20 protein-coding genes are annotated in these 19178 nt (G+C 66.5%); 15 read left to right on the forward strand and 5 right to left on the reverse strand.

What is annotated here, in order from left to right:
* Positions 1-161: 161 nt before the first annotated feature.
* Positions 162-1541, reverse strand: a complete 1380-nt coding sequence (locus AC1Z3W_RS16795) for a sigma-54-dependent transcriptional regulator (protein WP_483508033.1) — start codon at positions 1539-1541, stop codon at positions 162-164.
* 225 nt (positions 1542-1766) lie between these two features.
* Here AC1Z3W_RS16795 and AC1Z3W_RS16800 point away from each other — a divergent pair, with 225 nt between their 5' ends.
* The 8 genes from AC1Z3W_RS16800 to AC1Z3W_RS16835 all read left to right on the forward strand — a co-directional run bounded on the left by AC1Z3W_RS16800 (position 1767) and on the right by AC1Z3W_RS16835 (position 4584).
* Positions 1767-1976: a hypothetical protein gene (locus tag AC1Z3W_RS16800; protein WP_483508034.1), complete on the forward strand. Its 210-nt coding sequence runs from the start codon at positions 1767-1769 to the stop codon at positions 1974-1976.
* Positions 1973-2197 carry a hypothetical protein gene (locus AC1Z3W_RS16805; protein ID WP_483508035.1) on the forward strand — a complete coding sequence of 75 codons (225 nt, stop codon included), beginning with the start codon at positions 1973-1975 and terminating at the stop codon, positions 2195-2197. The genes AC1Z3W_RS16800 and AC1Z3W_RS16805 overlap by 4 nt, the downstream gene beginning before the upstream one ends.
* On the forward strand, positions 2194-2415 hold the full coding sequence (locus tag AC1Z3W_RS16810) for a hypothetical protein (RefSeq protein WP_057926988.1): 222 nt from the start codon (positions 2194-2196) through the stop codon (positions 2413-2415). Before AC1Z3W_RS16805 ends, AC1Z3W_RS16810 begins: the two co-directional genes overlap by 4 nt.
* Positions 2412-2537 (forward strand): hypothetical protein, encoded by a 126-nt coding sequence (locus AC1Z3W_RS16815; RefSeq protein ID WP_260428248.1) that lies wholly within the window; start codon positions 2412-2414, stop codon positions 2535-2537. Before AC1Z3W_RS16810 ends, AC1Z3W_RS16815 begins: the two co-directional genes overlap by 4 nt.
* Before the next feature lie 15 nt (positions 2538-2552).
* Positions 2553-2876, forward strand: a complete 324-nt coding sequence (locus AC1Z3W_RS16820; RefSeq protein WP_483508036.1) for a hypothetical protein — start codon at positions 2553-2555, stop codon at positions 2874-2876.
* A 29-nt stretch (positions 2877-2905) separates the two neighbouring features.
* The gene (locus AC1Z3W_RS16825) at positions 2906-3091 is read left to right on the forward strand and encodes a hypothetical protein (RefSeq protein WP_124833482.1); all 186 of its coding nucleotides are present in this window, start codon (positions 2906-2908) and stop codon (positions 3089-3091) included.
* Positions 3088-3258 (forward strand): hypothetical protein, encoded by a 171-nt coding sequence (locus AC1Z3W_RS16830; RefSeq protein ID WP_483508038.1) that lies wholly within the window; start codon positions 3088-3090, stop codon positions 3256-3258. Before AC1Z3W_RS16825 ends, AC1Z3W_RS16830 begins: the two co-directional genes overlap by 4 nt.
* A gap of 660 nt (positions 3259-3918) precedes the next feature.
* Entirely contained in the window at positions 3919-4584 is a 666-nt protein-coding gene (locus tag AC1Z3W_RS16835; protein WP_057926986.1) for a DUF4760 domain-containing protein, read from the forward strand.
* A 357-nt stretch (positions 4585-4941) separates the two neighbouring features.
* On the opposite strand, the gene AC1Z3W_RS16840 is transcribed toward AC1Z3W_RS16835, so the two are convergent.
* From AC1Z3W_RS16840 to hmpA, 3 genes are all read right to left on the reverse strand, one after another.
* Positions 4942-6246, reverse strand: coding sequence for a HipA domain-containing protein (locus AC1Z3W_RS16840; protein ID WP_483508039.1), 1305 nt, complete (start codon positions 6244-6246; stop codon positions 4942-4944).
* Positions 6236-6520 (reverse strand): helix-turn-helix domain-containing protein, encoded by a 285-nt coding sequence (locus AC1Z3W_RS16845; RefSeq protein ID WP_124612100.1) that lies wholly within the window; start codon positions 6518-6520, stop codon positions 6236-6238. The genes AC1Z3W_RS16840 and AC1Z3W_RS16845 overlap by 11 nt, the downstream gene beginning before the upstream one ends.
* 341 nt (positions 6521-6861) lie before the next feature.
* Positions 6862-8073 (reverse strand): NO-inducible flavohemoprotein, encoded by a 1212-nt coding sequence (gene hmpA / locus AC1Z3W_RS16850; RefSeq protein ID WP_483508040.1) that lies wholly within the window; start codon positions 8071-8073, stop codon positions 6862-6864.
* 383 nt (positions 8074-8456) lie between these two features.
* Between hmpA and AC1Z3W_RS16855 the strand changes: the two genes are divergently transcribed.
* A complete protein-coding gene (locus AC1Z3W_RS16855) occupies positions 8457-9167 on the forward strand; it encodes an MgtC/SapB family protein (RefSeq protein ID WP_124833484.1) in 711 nt (236 codons plus the stop codon).
* A 71-nt stretch (positions 9168-9238) separates the two neighbouring features.
* Here the strand turns inward: AC1Z3W_RS16855 and AC1Z3W_RS16860 are convergent, their stop codons facing one another.
* Positions 9239-11431: a hybrid sensor histidine kinase/response regulator gene (locus tag AC1Z3W_RS16860; RefSeq protein WP_124833485.1), complete on the reverse strand. Its 2193-nt coding sequence runs from the start codon at positions 11429-11431 to the stop codon at positions 9239-9241.
* 393 nt (positions 11432-11824) lie between these two features.
* On the opposite strand from AC1Z3W_RS16860, the gene AC1Z3W_RS16865 reads away from it, so the two are divergent.
* From AC1Z3W_RS16865 to AC1Z3W_RS16890, 6 genes are all read left to right on the forward strand, one after another.
* On the forward strand, positions 11825-12751 hold the full coding sequence (locus AC1Z3W_RS16865; protein ID WP_483508041.1) for a TauD/TfdA dioxygenase family protein: 927 nt from the start codon (positions 11825-11827) through the stop codon (positions 12749-12751).
* Positions 12752-12795: 44 nt separating this feature from the next.
* The gene (locus tag AC1Z3W_RS16870; RefSeq protein ID WP_124497661.1) at positions 12796-13851 is read left to right on the forward strand and encodes an ABC transporter substrate-binding protein; all 1056 of its coding nucleotides are present in this window, start codon (positions 12796-12798) and stop codon (positions 13849-13851) included.
* Positions 13852-13918: 67 nt separating this feature from the next.
* The gene (locus AC1Z3W_RS16875) at positions 13919-14935 is read left to right on the forward strand and encodes an ABC transporter ATP-binding protein (RefSeq protein ID WP_483508042.1); all 1017 of its coding nucleotides are present in this window, start codon (positions 13919-13921) and stop codon (positions 14933-14935) included.
* Positions 14932-15819, forward strand: coding sequence for an ABC transporter permease (locus AC1Z3W_RS16880; RefSeq protein WP_483508043.1), 888 nt, complete (start codon positions 14932-14934; stop codon positions 15817-15819). The genes AC1Z3W_RS16875 and AC1Z3W_RS16880 overlap by 4 nt, the downstream gene beginning before the upstream one ends.
* Positions 15820-16482: 663 nt before the next feature.
* Positions 16483-17850, forward strand: a complete 1368-nt coding sequence (locus AC1Z3W_RS16885; protein WP_483508044.1) for an MmgE/PrpD family protein — start codon at positions 16483-16485, stop codon at positions 17848-17850.
* On the forward strand, positions 17847-19178 hold the full coding sequence (locus tag AC1Z3W_RS16890) for an LLM class flavin-dependent oxidoreductase (protein WP_483508045.1): 1332 nt from the start codon (positions 17847-17849) through the stop codon (positions 19176-19178). The genes AC1Z3W_RS16885 and AC1Z3W_RS16890 overlap by 4 nt, the downstream gene beginning before the upstream one ends.

Consider the following 19178-nt stretch of genomic DNA (forward strand, 5'->3'; position numbering starts at 1 on the left):
CGCGTGATGTCCGCGAGGGGAACCCGCCGGCGCATTCTTCACTTGCGCGCAATGCAAGCAAGGGATATGCCACATGGGGAGTTCGGCCAGGCAAGGCTTTTCCGGCATGACGGAACCGGAAGTGTCAACACACACGGACACGGATGTCCGGAAATCCGACACTAGTCGATATTGAAGTTTGCCATTCGCGTGTACAGCGACTGACGACTGATGCCGAGCTGCTTTGCAGCTTTTGCACGATTGTCGCCAGCGAGTTCGAGCGCGCGCAGAATCATCTCGCGTTCGACAGTGGCGAGTGCCTCCGACAGCGGACGATTGAGCAGTGCGGCAGGCAGCGCCGGATCTCGAGACGGGGTATCGGCCGCGATGAGAAATGCCAGGTCGCGCTCCGTGATGACGGCGCCGGGCGTGAGTGCATTCAGGCGCGCCATCGCGTTGCGCAGCTCGCGTACGTTGCCGGGCCACGTGTACGCGATCAGGCGGCGCTCTGCCTGTATGGATAACCGTTTCCGCACACCCGGGTTTGATGTCGCATCGAGAAAATGAGCCGCGAGCGGCAGGATGTCGGCCAGTCGTTCGCGCAGCGGCGGCATGCGAATTGGAATGACGTCAAGCCGGTAAAGCAGGTCCTCGCGGAATGCTCCGTTCGCAGCCATGACATGCAGATCCCGATGGGTTGCGGCAATCACGCGGACATCCACGGAAATGGGCCGATTGATGCCGAGCGGCGTGACTCGTTGTTCTTGCAGAACGCGCAGCAGCTTCGCCTGCATGGAGGGCGCCATGTCGCCCACTTCGTCGAGAAACAGCGTGCCGCCATGGGCTTCCGCGATGCGGCCGGTACGCTCGACCGTCGCGCCCGTGAACGCTCCTTTGCCGTGGCCGAAGAGTTCGCTTTCGAGAAGCTCGTGAGGAATCGCCGCACAATTCACCGGAACAAACGGACCCGCTGCGCGCGATGAGGCAAGGTGAAGAACTTTGGCCGCGACTTCCTTGCCGGTGCCTGTTTCGCCCGTGATGAGAACGGTCGCGTCCGACGCCGCCACGCGCCCGATGCACTTCTGGACCTCGCGCATGGCTTCGCTGATGCCGAGCAGGCGGGGCTCGGCACCAACAGGTTCGTCGAATGGGTTGGCTGCCGCATCCGCATGCAATGCGGCATCGGCTGGCGGGTGGGCCGTGAAGACTCGCTCGAGCAGGTCGGCGATATCGGCGCGCCCGACCGGCTTCGTCAGATGATCGAAGGCACCGAGGCGCATGGCCTCGATCGTGTTGTCACTCCGTGCATAGGCCGTCAGTACCACGACGGGCACCATACCGAGGCGGCGGATGCGGCGGAGTTTGTCGAGCACCGCTATGCCGTCCAGGTCGGGCAACCTGATGTCGAGGAACACGCATGCCGGCTGAAGACCTTCTTCGATGAACGCGATTGCACGCTCGCCGGTGGCCGCACATATCGTTTCGTGACCCAGATCGATGAGCGTTTCGGACAAACCTTCCCGGAAAGCGTTGTCGTCGTCGATCAGCAGGATGGTTGCCATGGGATGTCGATAGTAGGGTGGCGAGTGCGAGCAAGCGTGGTGTGATGTGCGTCGCAGCTGTGCGCGCAGCTGCGATTTCCCGGACTCGCGTGAGTCGGTTTCCGGCCGTCTGCCTGCAACGGTGCGAAGCGGGGGCACGCTCCGCTTCCGCACTCCAAGACCGTCGCCGGTAACAGCGAGTGCGAGGCGTGCGCCGCGCGACGAAAATTGCCGGTCGAATTTAACATGAACACTCTCACCGAAGCCGCCAATCAACTCGGCGAAATCAGCACCCTGCTGGCGCGATATCGCACCCTGTTGGCAGGGGCCGGCAGCATCACCGCGCCCGTTGTGGCGCACGCGGTGAACGACCTTCGCCGCACGGCGACAGCACTGGAACGCGTGGCCATCGCCCTGGCGACCGCGCAGCGCGCACCGCAGGGAGCGAGCGAATGAAGGGCCTTCTGCTGAAGCTGTTCCGCCGCCGCGCCGAACAGGCACCCGCTGCCGAAGTCGCGCCGACGCCCGCGCCCGCACCGAAAGCGGCGCCGCGCAAACCTGCAGGCAAGCGCCGATACGGCAAGGGCCGCCATCCCGCGCCGCGTGGCGTGCGCAAGATCGACCCGAACGGCCCACTGATCGAGCAGGCCCGCCAGGCTGGGGGCATCGAGCAATGAACGGCGTCGATCCGAACAACGTTTTTGCCCTGATTGCCGCTGCAATGGCGACGGCCGACGCGATCAACCAGGACACGCGCCAGTCGCTGGATAGTCGCGACGGGGCCGGCCGGTTGCGTGACGCGCTGCGTTCCTGGAAGGGTCTGGCATTCGAATATCGAGACTGGACACCCGCAGCGTCGCGCGTACTCACAACGTCAGGAGGGGCCGCAGCATGAGCGCGATCCTCGAAATGGAAGTAACCGACGCTGATCTTGCCGCGATGTTCGGCATGACGACGCGCTGGGTTCGTGATCGCGCAGGCGATGGAACCATCGCGCGGATCGGTCGCAACCGATAGGCGCTCGGTGACTCGGTGCAGGCACTGATCGCCTACCAGACTGGTGGCGACGTTGGCGAAGAAATCAACAAGGCGCGGCTGCGGAAGCTGAACACTAATGCGACGCGCGCCGAACTGGAGCTGGCCAAGGAACGCGGCGAAGTCGCCTTAATCAGCGAATTCGAGCGCGCGGTCAGCGAAGTACGCAGTCATCCAGCGGAACGTCCTCAACGTTGCCCAGCGTGCGGTGCTGCAGCTGCTGCACGAAACGAACGAGACCGTCTGGAAGCAGAAGCTGCGCGAAGAATTGACCCTGGCGCTGAAAACTGCCGCCGAAACCGAACCCGACCTGACCGATGAGGCCGACGACGATGCAAACGAGTCATGCTGTGCTGGAAAGCACCAAGCGCGCCATGCAATTCCTGCTGCCGCCCCATGGCACCGAAACCGAGCGCGAAGCCGCGATGCAACACGCCGCAACGCTGATGCTGGAAGTCACCACTGCTTTCATCCGGGCCGGCCGTGACGATCATCTGGCGTTCCGCGCCAGCGAACTGGCAAGGGAGGCGCGATGAACCAGAAATTCAGCCTGCACGCGCCCGCCGGCCGCGAAGTGACCCGGGGTGATCCTGATGGGCCTGACTGGTGCACCGTCGTGGAGCGGCTGCTAGGCCTGTCGTTACCGAAGCCGACCGCGAACGGCAGCGCGCTGATGCGCTGGCGTTGTTGGCAGCCGCCATGAAAGCTGCCGAAGAAATCACACTCGCAGATCGAAAATGAGCAATCACATCGAAACCCTCGCCCCATTCCCGCCTTCAGAACGTCGCACGCGCTCTTGCTCACGATGCAGCCGACGCGCTCGAACCGGATGTAGGGCAGCCGATTGACGACGCGACGCGTGATCGCCTTGCGACTGACCTGCATCGAGTTCTGACCGCGAACTTACCGCCGCTGCGAAACCCCGCCGGCACACAATTGGCCACAATGCGCACGGCCTACCCCGACCAGGGCAGAGAGACACAGGGGGCGGAGACGCATTGAATTTTCGCGCAAGCGGCCCCATCTGCATAACCATACCGCCGATGGGAGCGACACCTTGGCAGCCACGCTGTGCGGCCGGTAGCGTCATGCAATGATGAACCTAGCGGTGTAGAATTGCGGGCCCGCGACATTCAAGCATCTGGAACCCATACGGGGTAATCGCCGTATGACTACAAAGTCAACTTCATGTATAGTGTCCGGGCAGCAAAGTTAATCATTGCCGCACTTGGGCGTACCTTGTGACCCTGAGCGCGGCCTCACAAATGATGAGGAGGAACTCTATGCGTAACGAAGGTACCGGCCTCTTTTAAGCCTAACAAATTTCCAGAAAAGCCCCTGTCCAAGGGGCTTTTTTCTTGCCATGAAGCCAAGAAGAATACTGACCTTTCTACTGCTCGTTGTCGTCGCGCTGGTGGCCATTCTCATAGGTGAAGAACGCTTCTGGCACTGGGGAACCGACCCCAAAACACATGCAGCCGCCCCTCTCTTCCGCCTCACCCGCCAAAACTGGGGAGTGGTTCTTACCGTTGCTGCGGCAGTTATTGGGTGGATTTGTACTTCATTGGTGTCCATTCAGAATTCTGTCAAACAGCACACGGTCAATACCCTGCTCCAGTCCAGACTCAGCGCCACATTCATCGAGAAGGGAAACCAACTGAATCGAGTGCTCCTTCAGGATGGGGTGCGCCGCAAGCTCACGCTTGCCGACTGCGCGCCGACGGCCGACAAGGAGCACACCGAGGGAATCGAAGCTGTTCGTTACATGCTGAACTACTACGAATTTATCGCAGTAGGAATCCGTCAAGCGGACCTTGACGAGCGGTTGCTAAGGCAAACAATTCGGGCCATCGTCTGCGGGCTTGTTATTGCCGCCCGTGTATATATCGAGGATTCGCGCAAGCACGAACACGAAATGCTTGCGGACTGCGACGACGGCGACCTTCGCAGGGAGGGGCCACGAACCTATAGGAACCTGCTGTGGCTATACGAACGCTGGAAAGACCGACGGGACCCACAGGTGACTTGACCCACCGGTCAAGATGCGCATAACGATCGATTGTGAAACGAAGGGCTGCCCACAAGGCGGCCCTTTTTGCTTTCTGCGCGGTATGTCAGACTGGCGGCGCGTGACGTGGCGTGACGTGGCGTGAAATAGCGTGAATACATCAATTTTACGGGGTACTAGCGGGGGTATCACACGTAAAATCGCCCAACGATATCCAATAAATTCAAGGATTTACATTGCAACTCAAGATAGCCACCTGGAACGTTCATACGAGACGGTCGGCGCTGCGGTTTTGACGCAGGTGAGACTGTGCGCCGAAGCCTCGGACGAGACCGGAGCAGAACGCGGGGCCGAGCGCAGCCGCCGGCCCATCGCCACTCAATCGCGCGTTTGCCGAAGCGCGCGCCCCATCTCCGCGATCGGCATCGCGACGATCGAATTCAGCAAGCGCATCTCGCCGGCGTCCGGCCGCGCGATCTCCCTCACTTCATCGAGCGTCTGCGCGACGTGGCGATCGAGCAGCTCGAGAAAGCGCTGCAGCTCGCTCGCGGCCGCCTTTTCCCTGAGTCCGAGCGCCTGGCCGAACGCGACCAGCGCAGTCACATCGATATCGACAAACCGCGTCGCGGTGCCGAGCGGCATCGTCAGTTCGCAGTGCGGCCAGTGATCGCCGCGATGGTCGGGCCGGTGCGTTGGCGCGTGATACACAACCGTGCTGACGATGTCGTAGAACGGCGCGAGCCGGTAGCCGCGCGCGTCGACGAAGAACGACAGGTTCTTCAGGTGCGCGTCGGCGTTGCCGACCACCACGTTGAACACGGTCCAGCGGAACACCGACAGGCGCGCCAGCGCGCGCGTACTGGTGCGCTCGATCGCACGGGCGAGCTCCTGCGCGTTCGCCCGCTGGTACTTGAAGCCGCGGTCGTAGTTGAGCAGCTGCATCGCGTCGATCGTATGCACGCGCCCGGCCGGCGCCGACGCGACGTCGCGGTCGAACCGGTCGATCACGTAGCATGCCGACGGCGCGCGCAGGAAATGCACGTCGGGCACGTCGAGCGCCATCTTCCTCGCGAGCTTCATGCAAAAGAATTCGTTGATCGCCGAGTGCGGGTAGCCGGCCGCGCGCATGTCCGGCTTGAGCAGGTGCATCGACGGCTCGCTGCCGACCGGCTCGTACAGCGTGTAGTCGGGCGCATCGCCGCGCAGCACCAGCAGCAGCTTCTGTTGCGCGCCGGCCGCGGACATGCGCTTGGGCGCGGTGGCCGTCAGCGCGCGCTCGGGCATCGCCTGGATCCGGCGCTCGAGCTCGTCGAGCGACAGCGGCTGCAGGCTGCCGGGCGCCTCCTGCTCGCCGTCGGGAAGCAGCGTCAGCGCGCCGGCCGATTCGCGCCCGAAGTACGCGAGCAGGCCCCACGCATCGGCGGCATCGAGCCTGGCCTCGCGTGCGAGCGACGTGCGCATGCCTTCCTCGGGCAGCAGGTTGTCGAAGAACCACTGGACCGGGCGATCGGTCGACGTGTCGGTGAAGGGGCCGGCGCGCAGCGCGAACGCCGGCGACAGCGGGTACGCGGCCGGGGACGCGAGCCATTGCGGGTCGTATACGAACGACCAGATCCCTTTGTCGTCGGTCAGCGTGCCCATGCGCACGCCGTTGGCGGAGGCGCTCAGCGTTCTAGCCGCCATGGCTGCTCCTGCGGCGTTGCGCGGCCTTCAGCGCGGTGGCTTCCGAAATCTCGACCGACGACTCGGCGTACAGCCGCACGCCGAGTTCGCCGAGCAGCAGCATGACCTTGCCGATTTGCGCGGTCGGCTTCCCGGCTTCCACCTGGCTGATGAATTTCGGCGACAGCCCGGTCGCGTTCGCGAGCTCGTCACGCGTGAACCCCTGCTGCAGCCGCGCCGCGCGAATGAGGTGGGCGAGCGCGCCGATCGTGTCGACGGACTGGGACTCCGACATGACGTTCTCCGTGCTCCGTATCTGATCGGGAACAGTATTGCACAACTCGCCGACCCGGGCATTATTTCGTATCCGTCCGGGAACGAAGAGGCGATCGCGGCAATCGGCACGTCATTCCGTACCCGGTCGGGAACGAAGTATCGTGGAATTGCGGCGCAGGGCTATTTTCGTATCCGGCCGGATACGGGAAAGGATGCGACTCGGCGGCGCACCGATCGCAGGCGTGAGCGACCGGCCACGCCTGCGAGAGGGCCGGGATCGGGCGGATGCCGGCGTCGGCGTCGGTCAGCGCGCGGCTTTCGTCGCCGCCGCCGGCCCGTGCGACACGCGACGCGCGACCGTCATTCCGCGAACAGGTCCGGCCCGAACACCTCGTAGTGGATACGCGCTTCGTGGATCCCGAGATGCTTCAGCGCATCGTGCTGTATCCGCATGAACGGCACCGGCCCGCAGATGTAGTAATCGGCATCGGGCAGCAGAATGGCGCCCTTGATCGCATTCACGTCGACCAACCCCTTGAGATCGTAATCCGTGCCTTCGATATCCTGCGGCAGCGGATCGTCGTAGAACACGACCAGCTTGAAGTTCGCATACGTATTGGCGGTCTCGCGCAGCCGGTCGCGCATCGCATGCACGCCGCTGTTGCGCGCGCCGTGCACGAACACGACCTGCCGCTGCGGATCCTGGATCGCGCGCTTGAGCATGCTGATCATCGGCGTGAGCCCGACGCCGCCGCTGATCAGCACGATCGGCGTCTTCGCATCGACATCGATATGGAAGCTGCCGTAAGGCGCCGCAACCTTGATCTCGTCTCCGACGTTCACGTGATCGTGCAGCAGGCACGACACATAGCCGGGCGGATAGGTGCCGCCGCTCTCGCGCTTCACCGAGATCCGGTACGTGTGTCCGTTCGGCATGTCCGACAGGCTGTACTGGCGGATCTGTTGCAAATGGAGTTCGGGCACGTCGACGGCGACACTGATGTACTGGCCGGGCTCGAAGTTCACGACCGGCTTGCCGTCGGCCGGCTCGAGGATGAACGACGTGATCACGCTGCTCTCGGGCCGCTTTTCGCGCACGACGAAGGTGCGCCAGCCGGTCCAGCCGCCGAGCCGCTCGGCCGACCGTTCGTACAGGCCGCTTTCCATCCCCATCAGCACGTCGGCGAGGTTGCCGTATGCCTGTGCCCATGCGGAGATGATGTCGTCGGTCGCCGCGTCGCCGAGCGTTTCCTTGATCGCCGCGAGCAGGTTCTCGCCGACGATCGGATAGTGCTCGGGCCGCACGCCGAGGCTCGCATGCTTGTTCGCGATGTTCTTCAGCACGGCCGCGAGACTGCCCGGGTCTTCAATGTTTTCCGCATACGCATAGACGGCGCGCGCCAGGGCCTGCTGCTGTTGCCCCTGTTCCTGGTGCGCCATGTTGAACACGTTCTTCAGCTCCGGATGCGCGTCGAACAGCCGCGTGTAGAAGCATTTGATGATGTCGTAGCCGTGTTGCGCGAGGACGGGGGCCGTGGCCTTGACGATGTCTTTCGTTTTCTGCGTAAGCATGATCGAACTCCTTCGTAAGGGGGACGTCGTGTTCGGAGCGAGCAGGGCGAGCGGGGCGACGCGTGGTGTCGCGCAGTTGTCGTATCGGTGCGGGATGTCAATGCAGGATTCGAACTCGTGCCGCGCGCCGGATCGAACGCATATTGTCCGGTCGGGCCGAATGGCCGGTCAAGGTGCGGACTGCGCATGCGGCGACGCGACGGTCATGCGTTCGTGCCGATGGACCTTTCTACAACCCGCGTGGTCGCGCTATACAGCGCGCGTGCCGATGCGTCGGTGCTGCGCACTGCACGCGCAAACCGGGCCCGAACCTTGCGTCGCGCCAGCGTCGTGCGCGGTCGTACCGCGACCCATCTCGCACGACGATTCGCAGGGAGGCGCGCATGGAGCCGATGCCGGTCGTACTTCAATGGAATGCGGTCCTCGTCAGGATCGCGCTCGCGCTGGTCGCGGGCGGGCTGATCGGCCTCGATCGCAGCGAATCCGGCAAGACGGCCGGGCTGCGCACGACGATTCTCGTTTGCCTCGCCGCGTGCCTGTCGATGCTGCAGGTGAATGCGCTGTTGCTGCAGGCCGGCAAGCCGCAAGGCGCGTTCTCGGTGCTCGACCTGATGCGGCTGCCGCTCGGCATCCTGACCGGGATGGGCTTCATCGGCGCCGGCGCGATCCTGCATCGCGACGGCCTCGTGTCCGGCGTGACCACGGCCGCGACGCTGTGGTTCGTCACCGTCGTCGGACTGTGCATCGGCGGCGGCCAGCTGTCGCTCGGCGCGCTCGGGCTCGTGCTCGGACTCCTGGTCGTGTGGCCGCTGCGCCTGGTCGAGCAGCGCGTGCGGAGCGCCAGGGCCGCGCTGGTCACGGTCGAATACGAACTCGGCTCGACGGCGCGCGATCGCCTCACGGCCCGGTTGCGCGCCGCGGGCTTCGCGTGCCGCACGCGCGGCTTTCGCGAAACGGCCGCGCGTGCGTTGCGCGAGGAGGAACTGTTCGTGCAGTGGCGCGAACCCGCCAACGCCGATGTGATGCTGCCGCAACTGATCCGCATCCTGGAGTCGGCCGGGCTGACGTCGGTCCGCTGTTCACCGGAGAACTGAGCCGCACACGGCCGCTCGATCGTCGACGGGGTGCTTGCGGCTTGCCGCTTGCCTCGTGCCTCGTGCCGCGTTCAGCGTCCGGCCTGTGCGCCGGTGCCGTCATGCGCATCGCCGTTCGCTCCGGGCCGGCTCATCGCGAGATGCAGCTCGGCCGGATCGACCGGCTTCACGAAATGCTGCAGAAAGCCGGTCGCGAGACAGCGTTCGCGGTCTGCATTGCGGCCATAGCCGGTCAGCGCGAGGAAGATGCACGGCGTGACTTCGTTGATCGCCTTCAGCCGCCGCAGCAGCTCGTAGCCGTCCATCACCGGCAGCCCGATATCGAGGATCGCGACGTCGGGGCGATACGCGCGGTACGCGGCCAGCGCGGTCACCGGGTCGTGCACGACGGCGACCTCGTGGCCGGCGTCGCGCAGCCATTGCGCGAGCGTCGACGCGGCATCCTCGTTGTCGTCGACCAGCATCACGCGCCGGCCGATACTGCCCGGCGCCATGTCGCGGATGCCCGGCGGCGGCTGCGGCGCGACCACCGCCGCGGCTTTCGGCCGGTACTCGGGCAGCGCGATCGTAAACGTGCTGCCGCAGCCCGGGCCGGCGCTGTCCGCGCGCACCGTGCCGCCGTGCAGGTTCACGAGGCTGCGCACGAGCGCGAGGCCGATGCCGAGACCGCCGTGGGCCTGCTTCGCTTCGCCGTCGAGCCGATAGAACGGCTCGAAGATGCTGTCGAGGCGGTCGGGCGGAATGCCGGCGCCGTTGTCGCAGACCTCGATGGTCGCCGTACCGTCCGCGCCGCGTGCTGCGCGCACGGTGATGTCGCCGCCCGGCAGCGTGTACTTCGCCGCATTGGTCAGCAGGTTCGCGACGACTTGCGACAGCCGTACCGGATCGCCGTGGCAGCGCGCGTCCGGATCGATGTCGACGTGCAGGCGGTGGCGGCGCTGCTCGAGCAGCGGGCTGGCGACCTCGACCGCACGGTCGACGATGTCCGCGAGCCGCAAGGCTTCCTTCTTCAGCGTGATCTTGCCGCGCGTGATGCGCGACACGTCGAGCAGGTCGTCGATCAGCCGCACCATGTGGTCGAGCTGCCGCTGGATGATCGCGATCTCGTTCGGCGTCGCCTGGCCGTCGCGGTTGCGGATCAGCTCGAGCGCGAGCGAAATTGGCGTCAGCGGATTGCGCAGCTCGTGGCCGAGCACCGCGAGAAACTGGTCCTTCGCCTGGTTCGCGTCGCGCAGTTCGCCCAGCAGCCGGTCGCGCTCGGCGTTCGCGGCGACGAGCTTCTCGCGCGCGGCGACGTGCTCGGTCACCTCGACCGCGCTGACGATCACGCCGAGCCCGTCCGCGAGCGGCTGCGGATTGAAATGCAGCCGGTACACGCGGGCGCTGTCCTCCGCTTCGGACCGGTCGCGATGTTCGGCGATCGTCGTCGAGCGGCCCTGCGCGCGGGCGGCTTCGAGCGCATGCACGATCGCGGGTGTATCGCCGCCGGGCAGCACCGACGTCAGCGGCTGGCCGACGATGTCGGCCCGGCCGCACAGTGCGGAGAAGCGGTGATTCGCGAGCACGATCCGGTGCGCCGGGCCCGACAGCAGTGCGATCGGCAACGGTGCATGCATCAGGACGCCGTTGCGTTGCTGTTCGGCGTCCTCGCGGCGGCGGATCTCGTCGCTCAGCGCGCGCGAGCGCTGCTGCGACAGCGCGAGCGTCAGGTGCAGCTCGTTTTCGTCGTTGCGCAGCGACGCAGCCGGCAGGATGCGGCGGTGCAGCGCGCACACGTGGCGGAACATCTCCGACTGCTCGGCGCTCGGAAACGCATCGTGCGGATAGCCGCAGTACAGCGAGAAGCGGTGTCGCTCGATCAGTTCGTTCCACAGCGCTTCCAGCCGCAGCGCGCCGGCGTACCGGTTCTGCGCGCACAGCATCGCGACCATTTCATCGAATGCGTGCACAGGCCGGCCGGCGCGGATCGCCGCTTCGACGATCGTGCCGATCGAGCGGCGAAAACGCGCGGGGTCGGGCAGGTCGCCGTCCATGAAGCTGTCGAGCAGCACCTGCGCGCCGGACATGAAGATGCGGTCGCGGGCCGCGTCGCCGATCGACGCGCCGAGCGCGCCCAGATGATCGTGCACGGCGGCGAGCCGGTCGGGCCGAGCGATCACGATCGCGCTGCCGCCGTCGCGCAGCGCATCGGCCGCGAACGATGCGGCTTCCGACACGAGCTGCTCGTCGGATTCGTAGAACTGGACGAAATGGTCGGCGCGCATCGGTGCCGATTCCAGCAGGGGAGAGTCAGTTTTCATAGCTCACGACCACGCGATACCGACGGCGGCCGTCGATTCCGTGGCGCCGCCCTATCCGGGCCGGCATGAGCAAGCTGCGTGCCGCGCGCGTGACGAGGCCCGGCGGCCTTGCGGCACCGCCGCGGCCCGCGCGGGCGGCGCCGGGTGAGGCCGCGTTTGTAAATTCTGCAGACACGAGGCGCGCAGGATCGTGCCGGACGATCCGGGCCGGACCGGGGTATGCGATCCGGCCGGCAGGCCCGCCGCCCGAGCAGCGATCTTTATCGCCGCAGCAGATAAACGTATCCGAATCGCTTCGTTGACGCAGTCCGGCACGCGCTCGTAGATTCGCATCTTTACCGAATCAAGGGCTGTATCGTGACGACTCCCGCCATCCGCACCGCATCGACGTCCGCCGGCCATCGGCCTGCCTTGCCGCCGGAGGCCGGCGTGCAGCGATTCGACATCGTCCCGTTCGATGCGCCGCTCGGCGCCGAAGTCGAAGGCATCGACCTGTCGCAACCGCTCGGCGCCGCCGATTTCGCGCGGATTCATCGCGCGCATCTCGACCATCACGTGCTGGTGTTTCGCGACCAGCGCATCACGCCGGACGAACACATCGCGTTCAGCCGCCGCTTCGGCCCGCTGCAGATCCACGTGCTGCACCAGTTCGCGCTGGCCGGGCATCCGGAAGTGCTGATCGTGTCGAACATCGTCGAGAACGGCAGGCCGATCGGGCTCGGCGATGCCGGCCATTTCTGGCACTCCGACCTGTCGTACAAGGAAAAGCCGAGCCTCGGCTCGCTGCTGCATGCGCAGGAACTGCCGGCGGAGGGCGGCGACACACTGTTCGCGAACATGCATCTCGCGTGGGACACGCTGCCCGCGCACCTGCGCCGCGCGGTCGAGGGGCGGCGTGCCGAGCATACGTATCTCGCCCGTTATGCGGAGCTGCAGGCGCGCAGCCCGTGGCGGCCGAACCTGTCGGCCGAGCAGATCGCGCAGGTCGAAGCGGTGGTGCATCCGGTCGTGCGCACGCATCCGGAAACGGGCCGCAACGCGTTGTTCGTCAGCGAGCATTTCACGACGCGGATCGTCGATCTGCCCGAAGACGAAAGCCACGCGCTGCTGGACGAACTGTTCGCGCACAGCGTGCGTGCCGAGCATCTGTATCGGCACCACTGGCGCGAGCATGACCTCGTGTTCTGGGACAACCGCTCGCTGATGCATCTCGCGGCCGGCACGCCCGACCATCTGCGCCGCAAGCTGTATCGCACGACGATCGAAGGCGACGCGCCGTTCTGAGCGTCACGTCCTTGTTCCGCCGCCTCATTCTCACCGGAGTTCCGATGTCGTTTCCGCTTTCGCCGGCCCTGCGCCGCACGACCCTGTCCGCGCGCCGCGCATTGGCCGCCACGCTCACCGCCGCGCTCGCGTTCGCCGCCGCCGGCACGCCGCAAGCCGCGCACGCGGAAGGCCGCATCCGCATCGCCGAGCAGTTCGGCGTCGTCTACCTGATGTTGAACGTCGCGCGCGACCAGCAACTGATCGAGAAGGAAGGGCGCAAGGCCGGCCTCGACATCAAGGTCGACTGGGTGCGCTTGTCGGGCGGCGCGGCCGTGAACGACGCGCTGCTGTCGGGCGCGGTCGACATCGCCGGCGCGGGCGTCGGGCCGCTTCTGACCGTGTGGGATCGCACGCGCGGCCGGCAGAACGTGAAGGGCGTCGCGTCGCTCGGCAATTTTCCGTACTACCTCGTCAGCAGCAACCCAAACGTGAAGACGATTGCCGACCTGGGCGCGAAGGACCGCATCGCGGTGCCGGCCGTCGGCGTGTCGGTGCAGTCGCGCGTGCTGCAGTACGCGGCCGCGAAGCAGTGGGGCGACAAGCAGTTCGACAAGCTCGATCCGCTGACGCAGGCGATCCCGCATCCCGACGCGACGGCCGCGATTCTCGCGAACAGCAACGTGATTACCGGCCACTTCGGCAATCCGCCGTTCCAGGAGCAGGAACTCGCGGGCAATCCGAATGCGCACATCGTGCTGAATTCCTACGACGTGCTCGGCGGCCCGAGCTCCGCGACGGTGCTGTACGCGACCGGGAAATTCCGCGACGACAACCCGAAGACGTACCGCGCGTTCGTCGCCGCGCTCGCCGACGCCGCGCGCCAGATCGCGGCCGATCCCGAGCGGGCGGCCGACACCTATATCCGCGTGAACGGGTCGAAGATCGATCGCGCGTTGCTGCTGAAGATCCTGCGCAATCCGCAGGTGCAGTTCAAGACGGCGCCGGAGAACACCCTGAAGCTCGCGCAGTTCATGTATCGCACCGGCGCGATCCGCAACGAGCCGAAGTCGTGGCGCGACTACTTCTTCGACGATCCGGCGACGGCCGGCGGTAGTTGAGCGGCGGTGGCGCTGCGGCATCGCGATCGACGCTTATGCGTCGACGCGGTTTCGATAGGCGCAATCGTTGGTTGGGTCGCGCACCGCGCCGCCGTATGTTGATGCTTTACCCGCAAGAGTTTCGATCGTGAACGCCACTTACGCCACTTCTCCCCGAATCGGGTTGCCGCCGTATGCGACGCGCGGTGCCGCCGCGCCGGCCGCCCAACCCGCCACCGACGCACGCGCCGCGAGCGGGCCCGCGCCCGTACCGCAGCTTGCACCGGCCGGTGCGCAGAGCGAGCGCCTGCTGGCGATCGATCGCGTGAGCCTCGAATACCGGACCGGCGCGCGGATCGTCCGCGCGACCCATCAGGTCAGCTTCGACGTGTACGGCAGCGACCGCTTCGTGCTGCTCGGCCCGTCGGGGTGCGGCAAGTCCACGCTGCTGAAGGCGATCGCCGGCTTCATCGAGCCCGTGTCGGGTTCGATCGCGCTCGACGGCCGGCCCGTGCAGGGGCCGGGCCCCGACCGCATCGTCGTGTTCCAGGAATTCGACCAGTTGCCGCCGTGGAAAACGGTCGTCGAGAACGTCGCGTTTCCGTTGCGGGCGGCCGCGAAGCTGTCGCGTGCCGAAGCACGCGAGCGCGCGCTGCACTATCTCGACAAGGTCGGCCTCGGCGCGTTCGCCGATGCGTATCCGCATACGCTGTCCGGAGGCATGAAGCAGCGCGTCGCGATCGCGCGTGCGCTGGCGATGCAGCCGCGCGTGCTGCTGATGGACGAACCGTTCGCCGCGCTCGACGCGCTCACGCGCCGCAAGATGCAGGAGGAACTGCTGCGCCTGTGGGACGAGTTCCGCTTCACGCTGCTGTTCGTCACGCATTCGATCGAGGAGGCGCTCGTGGTCGGCAACCGGATCCTGCTGCTGTCGCCGCATCCGGGGCGCGTGCGTGCGGAGCTCAACAGTCACGACCATTCGCTCGACAGCGTCGGCACCGGCGACTTCCGCGACAGCGTCGCGCGCATTCATCATCTGCTGTTCGATCCCGACACGGCGCACGAAACGAACGCCGCACCGATTACGGAGGCAACCGCATCATGAGCACCATCGATCCGGCCCTGCCGCCGCTGCCGCCCGTGCGCGCCGAATACGTGCGCACGCTCGACACGCCGACCGACGCCGACCGTGCGGCACCCGCGCCGCTGTGGCACCGCATCGCCGGTGCGAGCGGGTTTCGCCGCGCCGTCATCGCGCTCGTGCTGATCGCCGCATGGGAAATCGTCGCGCGCATCGTCGCGAACGACCTGCTCGTGCCGACCTTCGGCGCGACGCTGGCCGCGTTCGTGCAGGGCATCGCATCGGGCGAACTGCTGGTGAAGACGGGCATCTCGATGTCGGTGCTGCTGCGCGGCTATGCGCTCGGCGTGCTGTTCGCGTTCGTGCTGACGTCGCTCGCGGTGTCGACGCGCATCGGCCGCGACGTGCTGACGATGCTCACGTCGATGTTCAATCCGCTGCCGTCGATCGCGTTGCTGCCGATCGCGCTGCTGTGGTTCGGGCTCGGCACCGGCAGCCTGCTGTTCGTGCTCGTGCACGCGGTGCTGTGGCCGCTCGCGCTCAGCATGTACACCGGTTTCGCCGGCGTGCCGGCCACGCTGAAGATGGCCGGGCGCAACTACGGCCTCAGCGGCCTGCGGCAGATCGCGCTGATCCTCGTGCCGGCCGCGCTGCCGTCGATCCTGTCGGGGCTGCGCGTCGGCTGGGCATTCGCGTGGCGCACGCTGATCGCGGCGGAACTCGTGTTCGGCGCGAGCGCGGGGCAGGGCGGGCTCGGCTGGTACATCTTCCAGAACCGCAACGAACTGTATACCGACCGCGTGTTCGCGGGCCTCGCGGCCGTCATCGTGATCGGCCTGCTCGTCGAGCATCTCGTGTTCGATACGCTCGAGCGCGTGACGGTGCGCCGCTGGGGCATCCAGCACTGACACGCGGCGATCCGGGCGAGCACGCGGGCGCATTTCCGGCGCACGCACGACAGCGCTCGGGCGCGTGCATCGAGATGGCCTGCAACTTCGTTATCGTGTGTCGAGGCGGCCGCCGGCGCCAACCGCCGCGACGGGCCAATGACGTACAGCGGATAGGTCTCGTCGGGCCATTCCGGAAACAGCCCGACCAATGCGCCACCGGACAGCAGATGGCGGACGTTGTTTGGGCAGCCGCAAGTCATGCGCGTTGCGTTGAAGAGTCGATGTTGGCCGCAGGTCGCATCGCCTGATCAAGAAGCGGACTGCGCGAGCGTTTTGACAACGCATCGAAATGAAGGGGAAGCTTTCTCCCGGATCGCCGCCACTGCTTCGGCCATGGCTTGCGGGCTCAGGGCTTCCGTAAAGCGCCTCTTCATGTTCGTCTTCTTGTTCGTAAATGAACTTTACAGGCTCCGGCTGGCCCTCTTTGCCGGGGCAGGTCATGCGAGCGAAGTCACCTGGCTCCGTTCAGGCAACGCCGAATACGCGATATGGAAAGCTCGAATACTTGGTTGGGCACGCACGGATGCTTCGCTAGTATCCAACGCTCCCATCGGAGCAGGAACCGGAAGGTTCCCGGCTGCGCCGCCCGTTGCGGCATTTCGCGACTTTCCAACTGCCGACATGTCTTCCCACTTGATTCCCGACGGCGCGGCCGACAGCATCACGCGCCGTCTGGCCGCTGCGATTGCGTGCGCCGAGCCCGCGCGTGATCCGTCCGCCATCGCTGCCGCGCGGCGTGGCCTGCTCGACTTCCTTGCCGCCGCGTTCGCCGGCGCTCGCGACAACGGTTACCGCAAGCTGCTGGCGGTGTGCGGCCGCGATTCGGCCGGCGCAGCAGCGGTGATCGGTAGTGCGACACCGGCGTCGCCGCAATATGCCGCGCTGCTCAACGGCTATGCAGGCCACGCGCTCGACTACGACGACGTGCACAGCAGCGTGCGCGGCCATCCCGGCACCGTGTTGCTGCCGGCGCTACTCGCGCTCGCGCAGGTGCGCGCACGTAGCGCACTCGAACTGCTCGACGCATACGTCGTCGGCGTCGAGACGATGGCGCGGATCGGTATTGCGATCGGCAACCGCCACTACGAACTCGGCTTCCACAACACCGCGACGCTCGGCACGCTCGGCGCGGCCGCCGCTGCGGCACGTCTGCTCGGGCTCGATGCGGCGGCCACCGAAAACGCACTCGGTATCGCCGCGACGCAATCGGCCGGGCTGCGGCTGCAGTTCGGCAGTGAGGTCAAGCCGTTGCACGCGGGCCTTGCGGCGCGCGCGGGGCTGTTCTCCGTGGAGCTCGCCGAGGCCGGACTTGCCGGCGCGCCGGGCGCACTCGACGGCCCGGAAGGATTCTTTGCCGTATTCGGCGGCGGCGCGGCGCAGCCGACGCGCGTGCTGGCCGACTGGGGCGCGCCGTGGCAGATCGTGTCGCCCGGCCTGTACTTCAAGCCGTGGCCGTGCTGCACGGCAACCCATTACGCGGTGCAGGCCGCGCTCGATCTGCGCGCTCGCCACCGCATCGCGCCGGCGGACATCGATGGCATCACGGTCACCTTCCCGCCGGGCGGCGACACGCCGCTGTCGAACCGACTGCCGGCAACCGGGCTCGAAGCGCGCTTCAGCGTGGAATACGCGGTGGCCGCCGCACTGACGGACGGCCCGCCGGGCGTCGCGACGTTCGCCGACGTGCCCGTGCGCGATGACCTGATCGCACTCGCCGCACACGTGACACGGCGCCACGATGCCGCCGCGCCGCGCGCGTCGACCGATCCCGCGACGCGCTTCTCGATCGTCGAGCTCGTGCTGCGCGGCGGCGACACGCTGCGGCAACGCACCGAACGCCTCGTCGGCGCAGACGACCTCACCGCGAAGTTCGCGGACGCGACGGCGCATGATCCCGCGCTCGCGTTCGTGCCGGAACTGATCGACACGATGCGCAGCACGGCCGATCTCGCACGTCTTTTCCACACCTTCACGTCGCTTCAATCATGAGCATCAATCGCAGCACACCTTCCCGCCGGCAGATGCGCCTTGGGCTGTTCCTCCAGGGTGCCGGACACCACGTCGCCGGCTGGCGCCACCCCGACGCCGAATCCGGCAGCGAGAACTTCGACCTGCTGCGTCGCGTCGTACAGACTGCCGAGCGCGCGAAGTTCGACATGGTCTTCCTTGCCGACGGCCTGACGAGCGGCCCCGACGCACACCCGTCGATGGCGATGCGCTTCGAGCCACTGAGCCTGCTGTCGGCGCTCGCGATGCACACGCGGCACATCGGCCTCGCGGCGACCGCGTCGACGACGTACAGCGAGCCCTACCACATCGCGCGCGTATTCGCGTCGCTCGACCACCTGAGCGGCGGACGCGCCGCATGGAACGTCGTGACGACCTCGTACGACCGCACCGCCGCGAACTTCACGCGCGGCAACCATCCCGATCACGCGCAGCGCTACGAGATGGCCGGCGAATTCGTCGATGTCGTGAAGGGACTGTGGGACAGCTGGGACGACGACGCGATCGTCAGGGACAAGGCGCGTGGCATCTATTTCGATCCGGCGAAGGTGCATGCGCTCGATCACGCCGGGCGCTTCTTCAACGTGAAGGGGCCGCTCAACGCGTCGCGCCCGCCGCAGGGCCACCCGGTCGTGATTCAGGCCGGCTCGTCGGGCCCCGGCCAGGATCTCGCCGCGCGCACCGCGGAAGTCGTGTTCACCGCGCAGCAGACGCTCGACGAAGCGCAGGCCTTCTATCGCGACCTGAAGGGGCGGCTCGCGGCATACGGCCGTGCGGGCGACGCGCTTGCCGTGATGCCGGGTGTATTCCCGGTGATCGGTCGCACCGAGCAGGAGGCGAAGGACAAATATGCGCAGCTCCAGCAATGGATCGATACGTCGGGCGCGCTGACGCTGCTGTCCGACCGTCTCGGCCACGACGTGTCGAAGTATCCGCTCGACGGCCCGCTGCCCGACCTGCCCGAATCCGATCAGTTGAAGAGCCGTGCGAGGCTGCTGACCGATCTCGCGCGCCGCGAGAACCTCACGCTGCGCGAACTCTACTATCTCGTCGCCGGCGCGCGCGGGCACCGGATCGTATGGGGCACGCCGACGCAGGTCGCGGACGCGCTGGAGGAATGGTTCACCGGCGGCGGCGCCGACGGCTTCAACATCATGCCGCCTTATTTCCCGGGCGGGCTCGACGATTTCGTCGAGCATGTCGTGCCGGAGCTGCAGCGTCGCGGCCTGTTCCGTACCGAATACGAAGGCACGACGCTGCGCGACCATCTCGGGCTCGCGCGCCCGGCGAGCCGCTACGTGGCACGCTGA

The organism is Burkholderia sp. 10_S31 (genome assembly GCF_056930375.1).

Excerpts from the sequence above, each read along its gene's own strand:
- AC1Z3W_RS16840 (WP_483508039.1), bottom strand. The coding sequence starts at position 6,246 with ATGGCGGCTAGAACGCTGAGCGCCTCCGCCAACGGCGTGCGCATGGGC.
- AC1Z3W_RS16870 (WP_124497661.1), top strand. The coding sequence starts at position 12,796 with ATGTCGTTTCCGCTTTCGCCGGCCCTGCGCCGCACGACCCTGTCCGCG.
- AC1Z3W_RS16890 (WP_483508045.1), top strand. The coding sequence starts at position 17,847 with ATGAGCATCAATCGCAGCACACCTTCCCGCCGGCAGATGCGCCTTGGG.
- AC1Z3W_RS16810 (WP_057926988.1), top strand. The coding sequence starts at position 2,194 with ATGAACGGCGTCGATCCGAACAACGTTTTTGCCCTGATTGCCGCTGCA.
- AC1Z3W_RS16860 (WP_124833485.1), bottom strand. The coding sequence starts at position 11,431 with ATGCGCGCCGACCATTTCGTCCAGTTCTACGAATCCGACGAGCAGCTC.
- AC1Z3W_RS16805 (WP_483508035.1), top strand. The coding sequence starts at position 1,973 with ATGAAGGGCCTTCTGCTGAAGCTGTTCCGCCGCCGCGCCGAACAGGCA.
- AC1Z3W_RS16795 (WP_483508033.1), bottom strand. The coding sequence starts at position 1,541 with ATGGCAACCATCCTGCTGATCGACGACGACAACGCTTTCCGGGAAGGT.
- hmpA (WP_483508040.1), bottom strand. The coding sequence starts at position 8,073 with ATGCTTACGCAGAAAACGAAAGACATCGTCAAGGCCACGGCCCCCGTC.
- AC1Z3W_RS16830 (WP_483508038.1), top strand. The coding sequence starts at position 3,088 with ATGAACCAGAAATTCAGCCTGCACGCGCCCGCCGGCCGCGAAGTGACC.
- AC1Z3W_RS16800 (WP_483508034.1), top strand. The coding sequence starts at position 1,767 with ATGAACACTCTCACCGAAGCCGCCAATCAACTCGGCGAAATCAGCACC.
- AC1Z3W_RS16855 (WP_124833484.1), top strand. The coding sequence starts at position 8,457 with ATGGAGCCGATGCCGGTCGTACTTCAATGGAATGCGGTCCTCGTCAGG.
- AC1Z3W_RS16880 (WP_483508043.1), top strand. The coding sequence starts at position 14,932 with ATGAGCACCATCGATCCGGCCCTGCCGCCGCTGCCGCCCGTGCGCGCC.
- AC1Z3W_RS16845 (WP_124612100.1), bottom strand. The coding sequence starts at position 6,520 with ATGTCGGAGTCCCAGTCCGTCGACACGATCGGCGCGCTCGCCCACCTC.
- AC1Z3W_RS16835 (WP_057926986.1), top strand. The coding sequence starts at position 3,919 with ATGAAGCCAAGAAGAATACTGACCTTTCTACTGCTCGTTGTCGTCGCG.
- AC1Z3W_RS16815 (WP_260428248.1), top strand. The coding sequence starts at position 2,412 with ATGAGCGCGATCCTCGAAATGGAAGTAACCGACGCTGATCTTGCCGCG.
- AC1Z3W_RS16885 (WP_483508044.1), top strand. The coding sequence starts at position 16,483 with ATGTCTTCCCACTTGATTCCCGACGGCGCGGCCGACAGCATCACGCGC.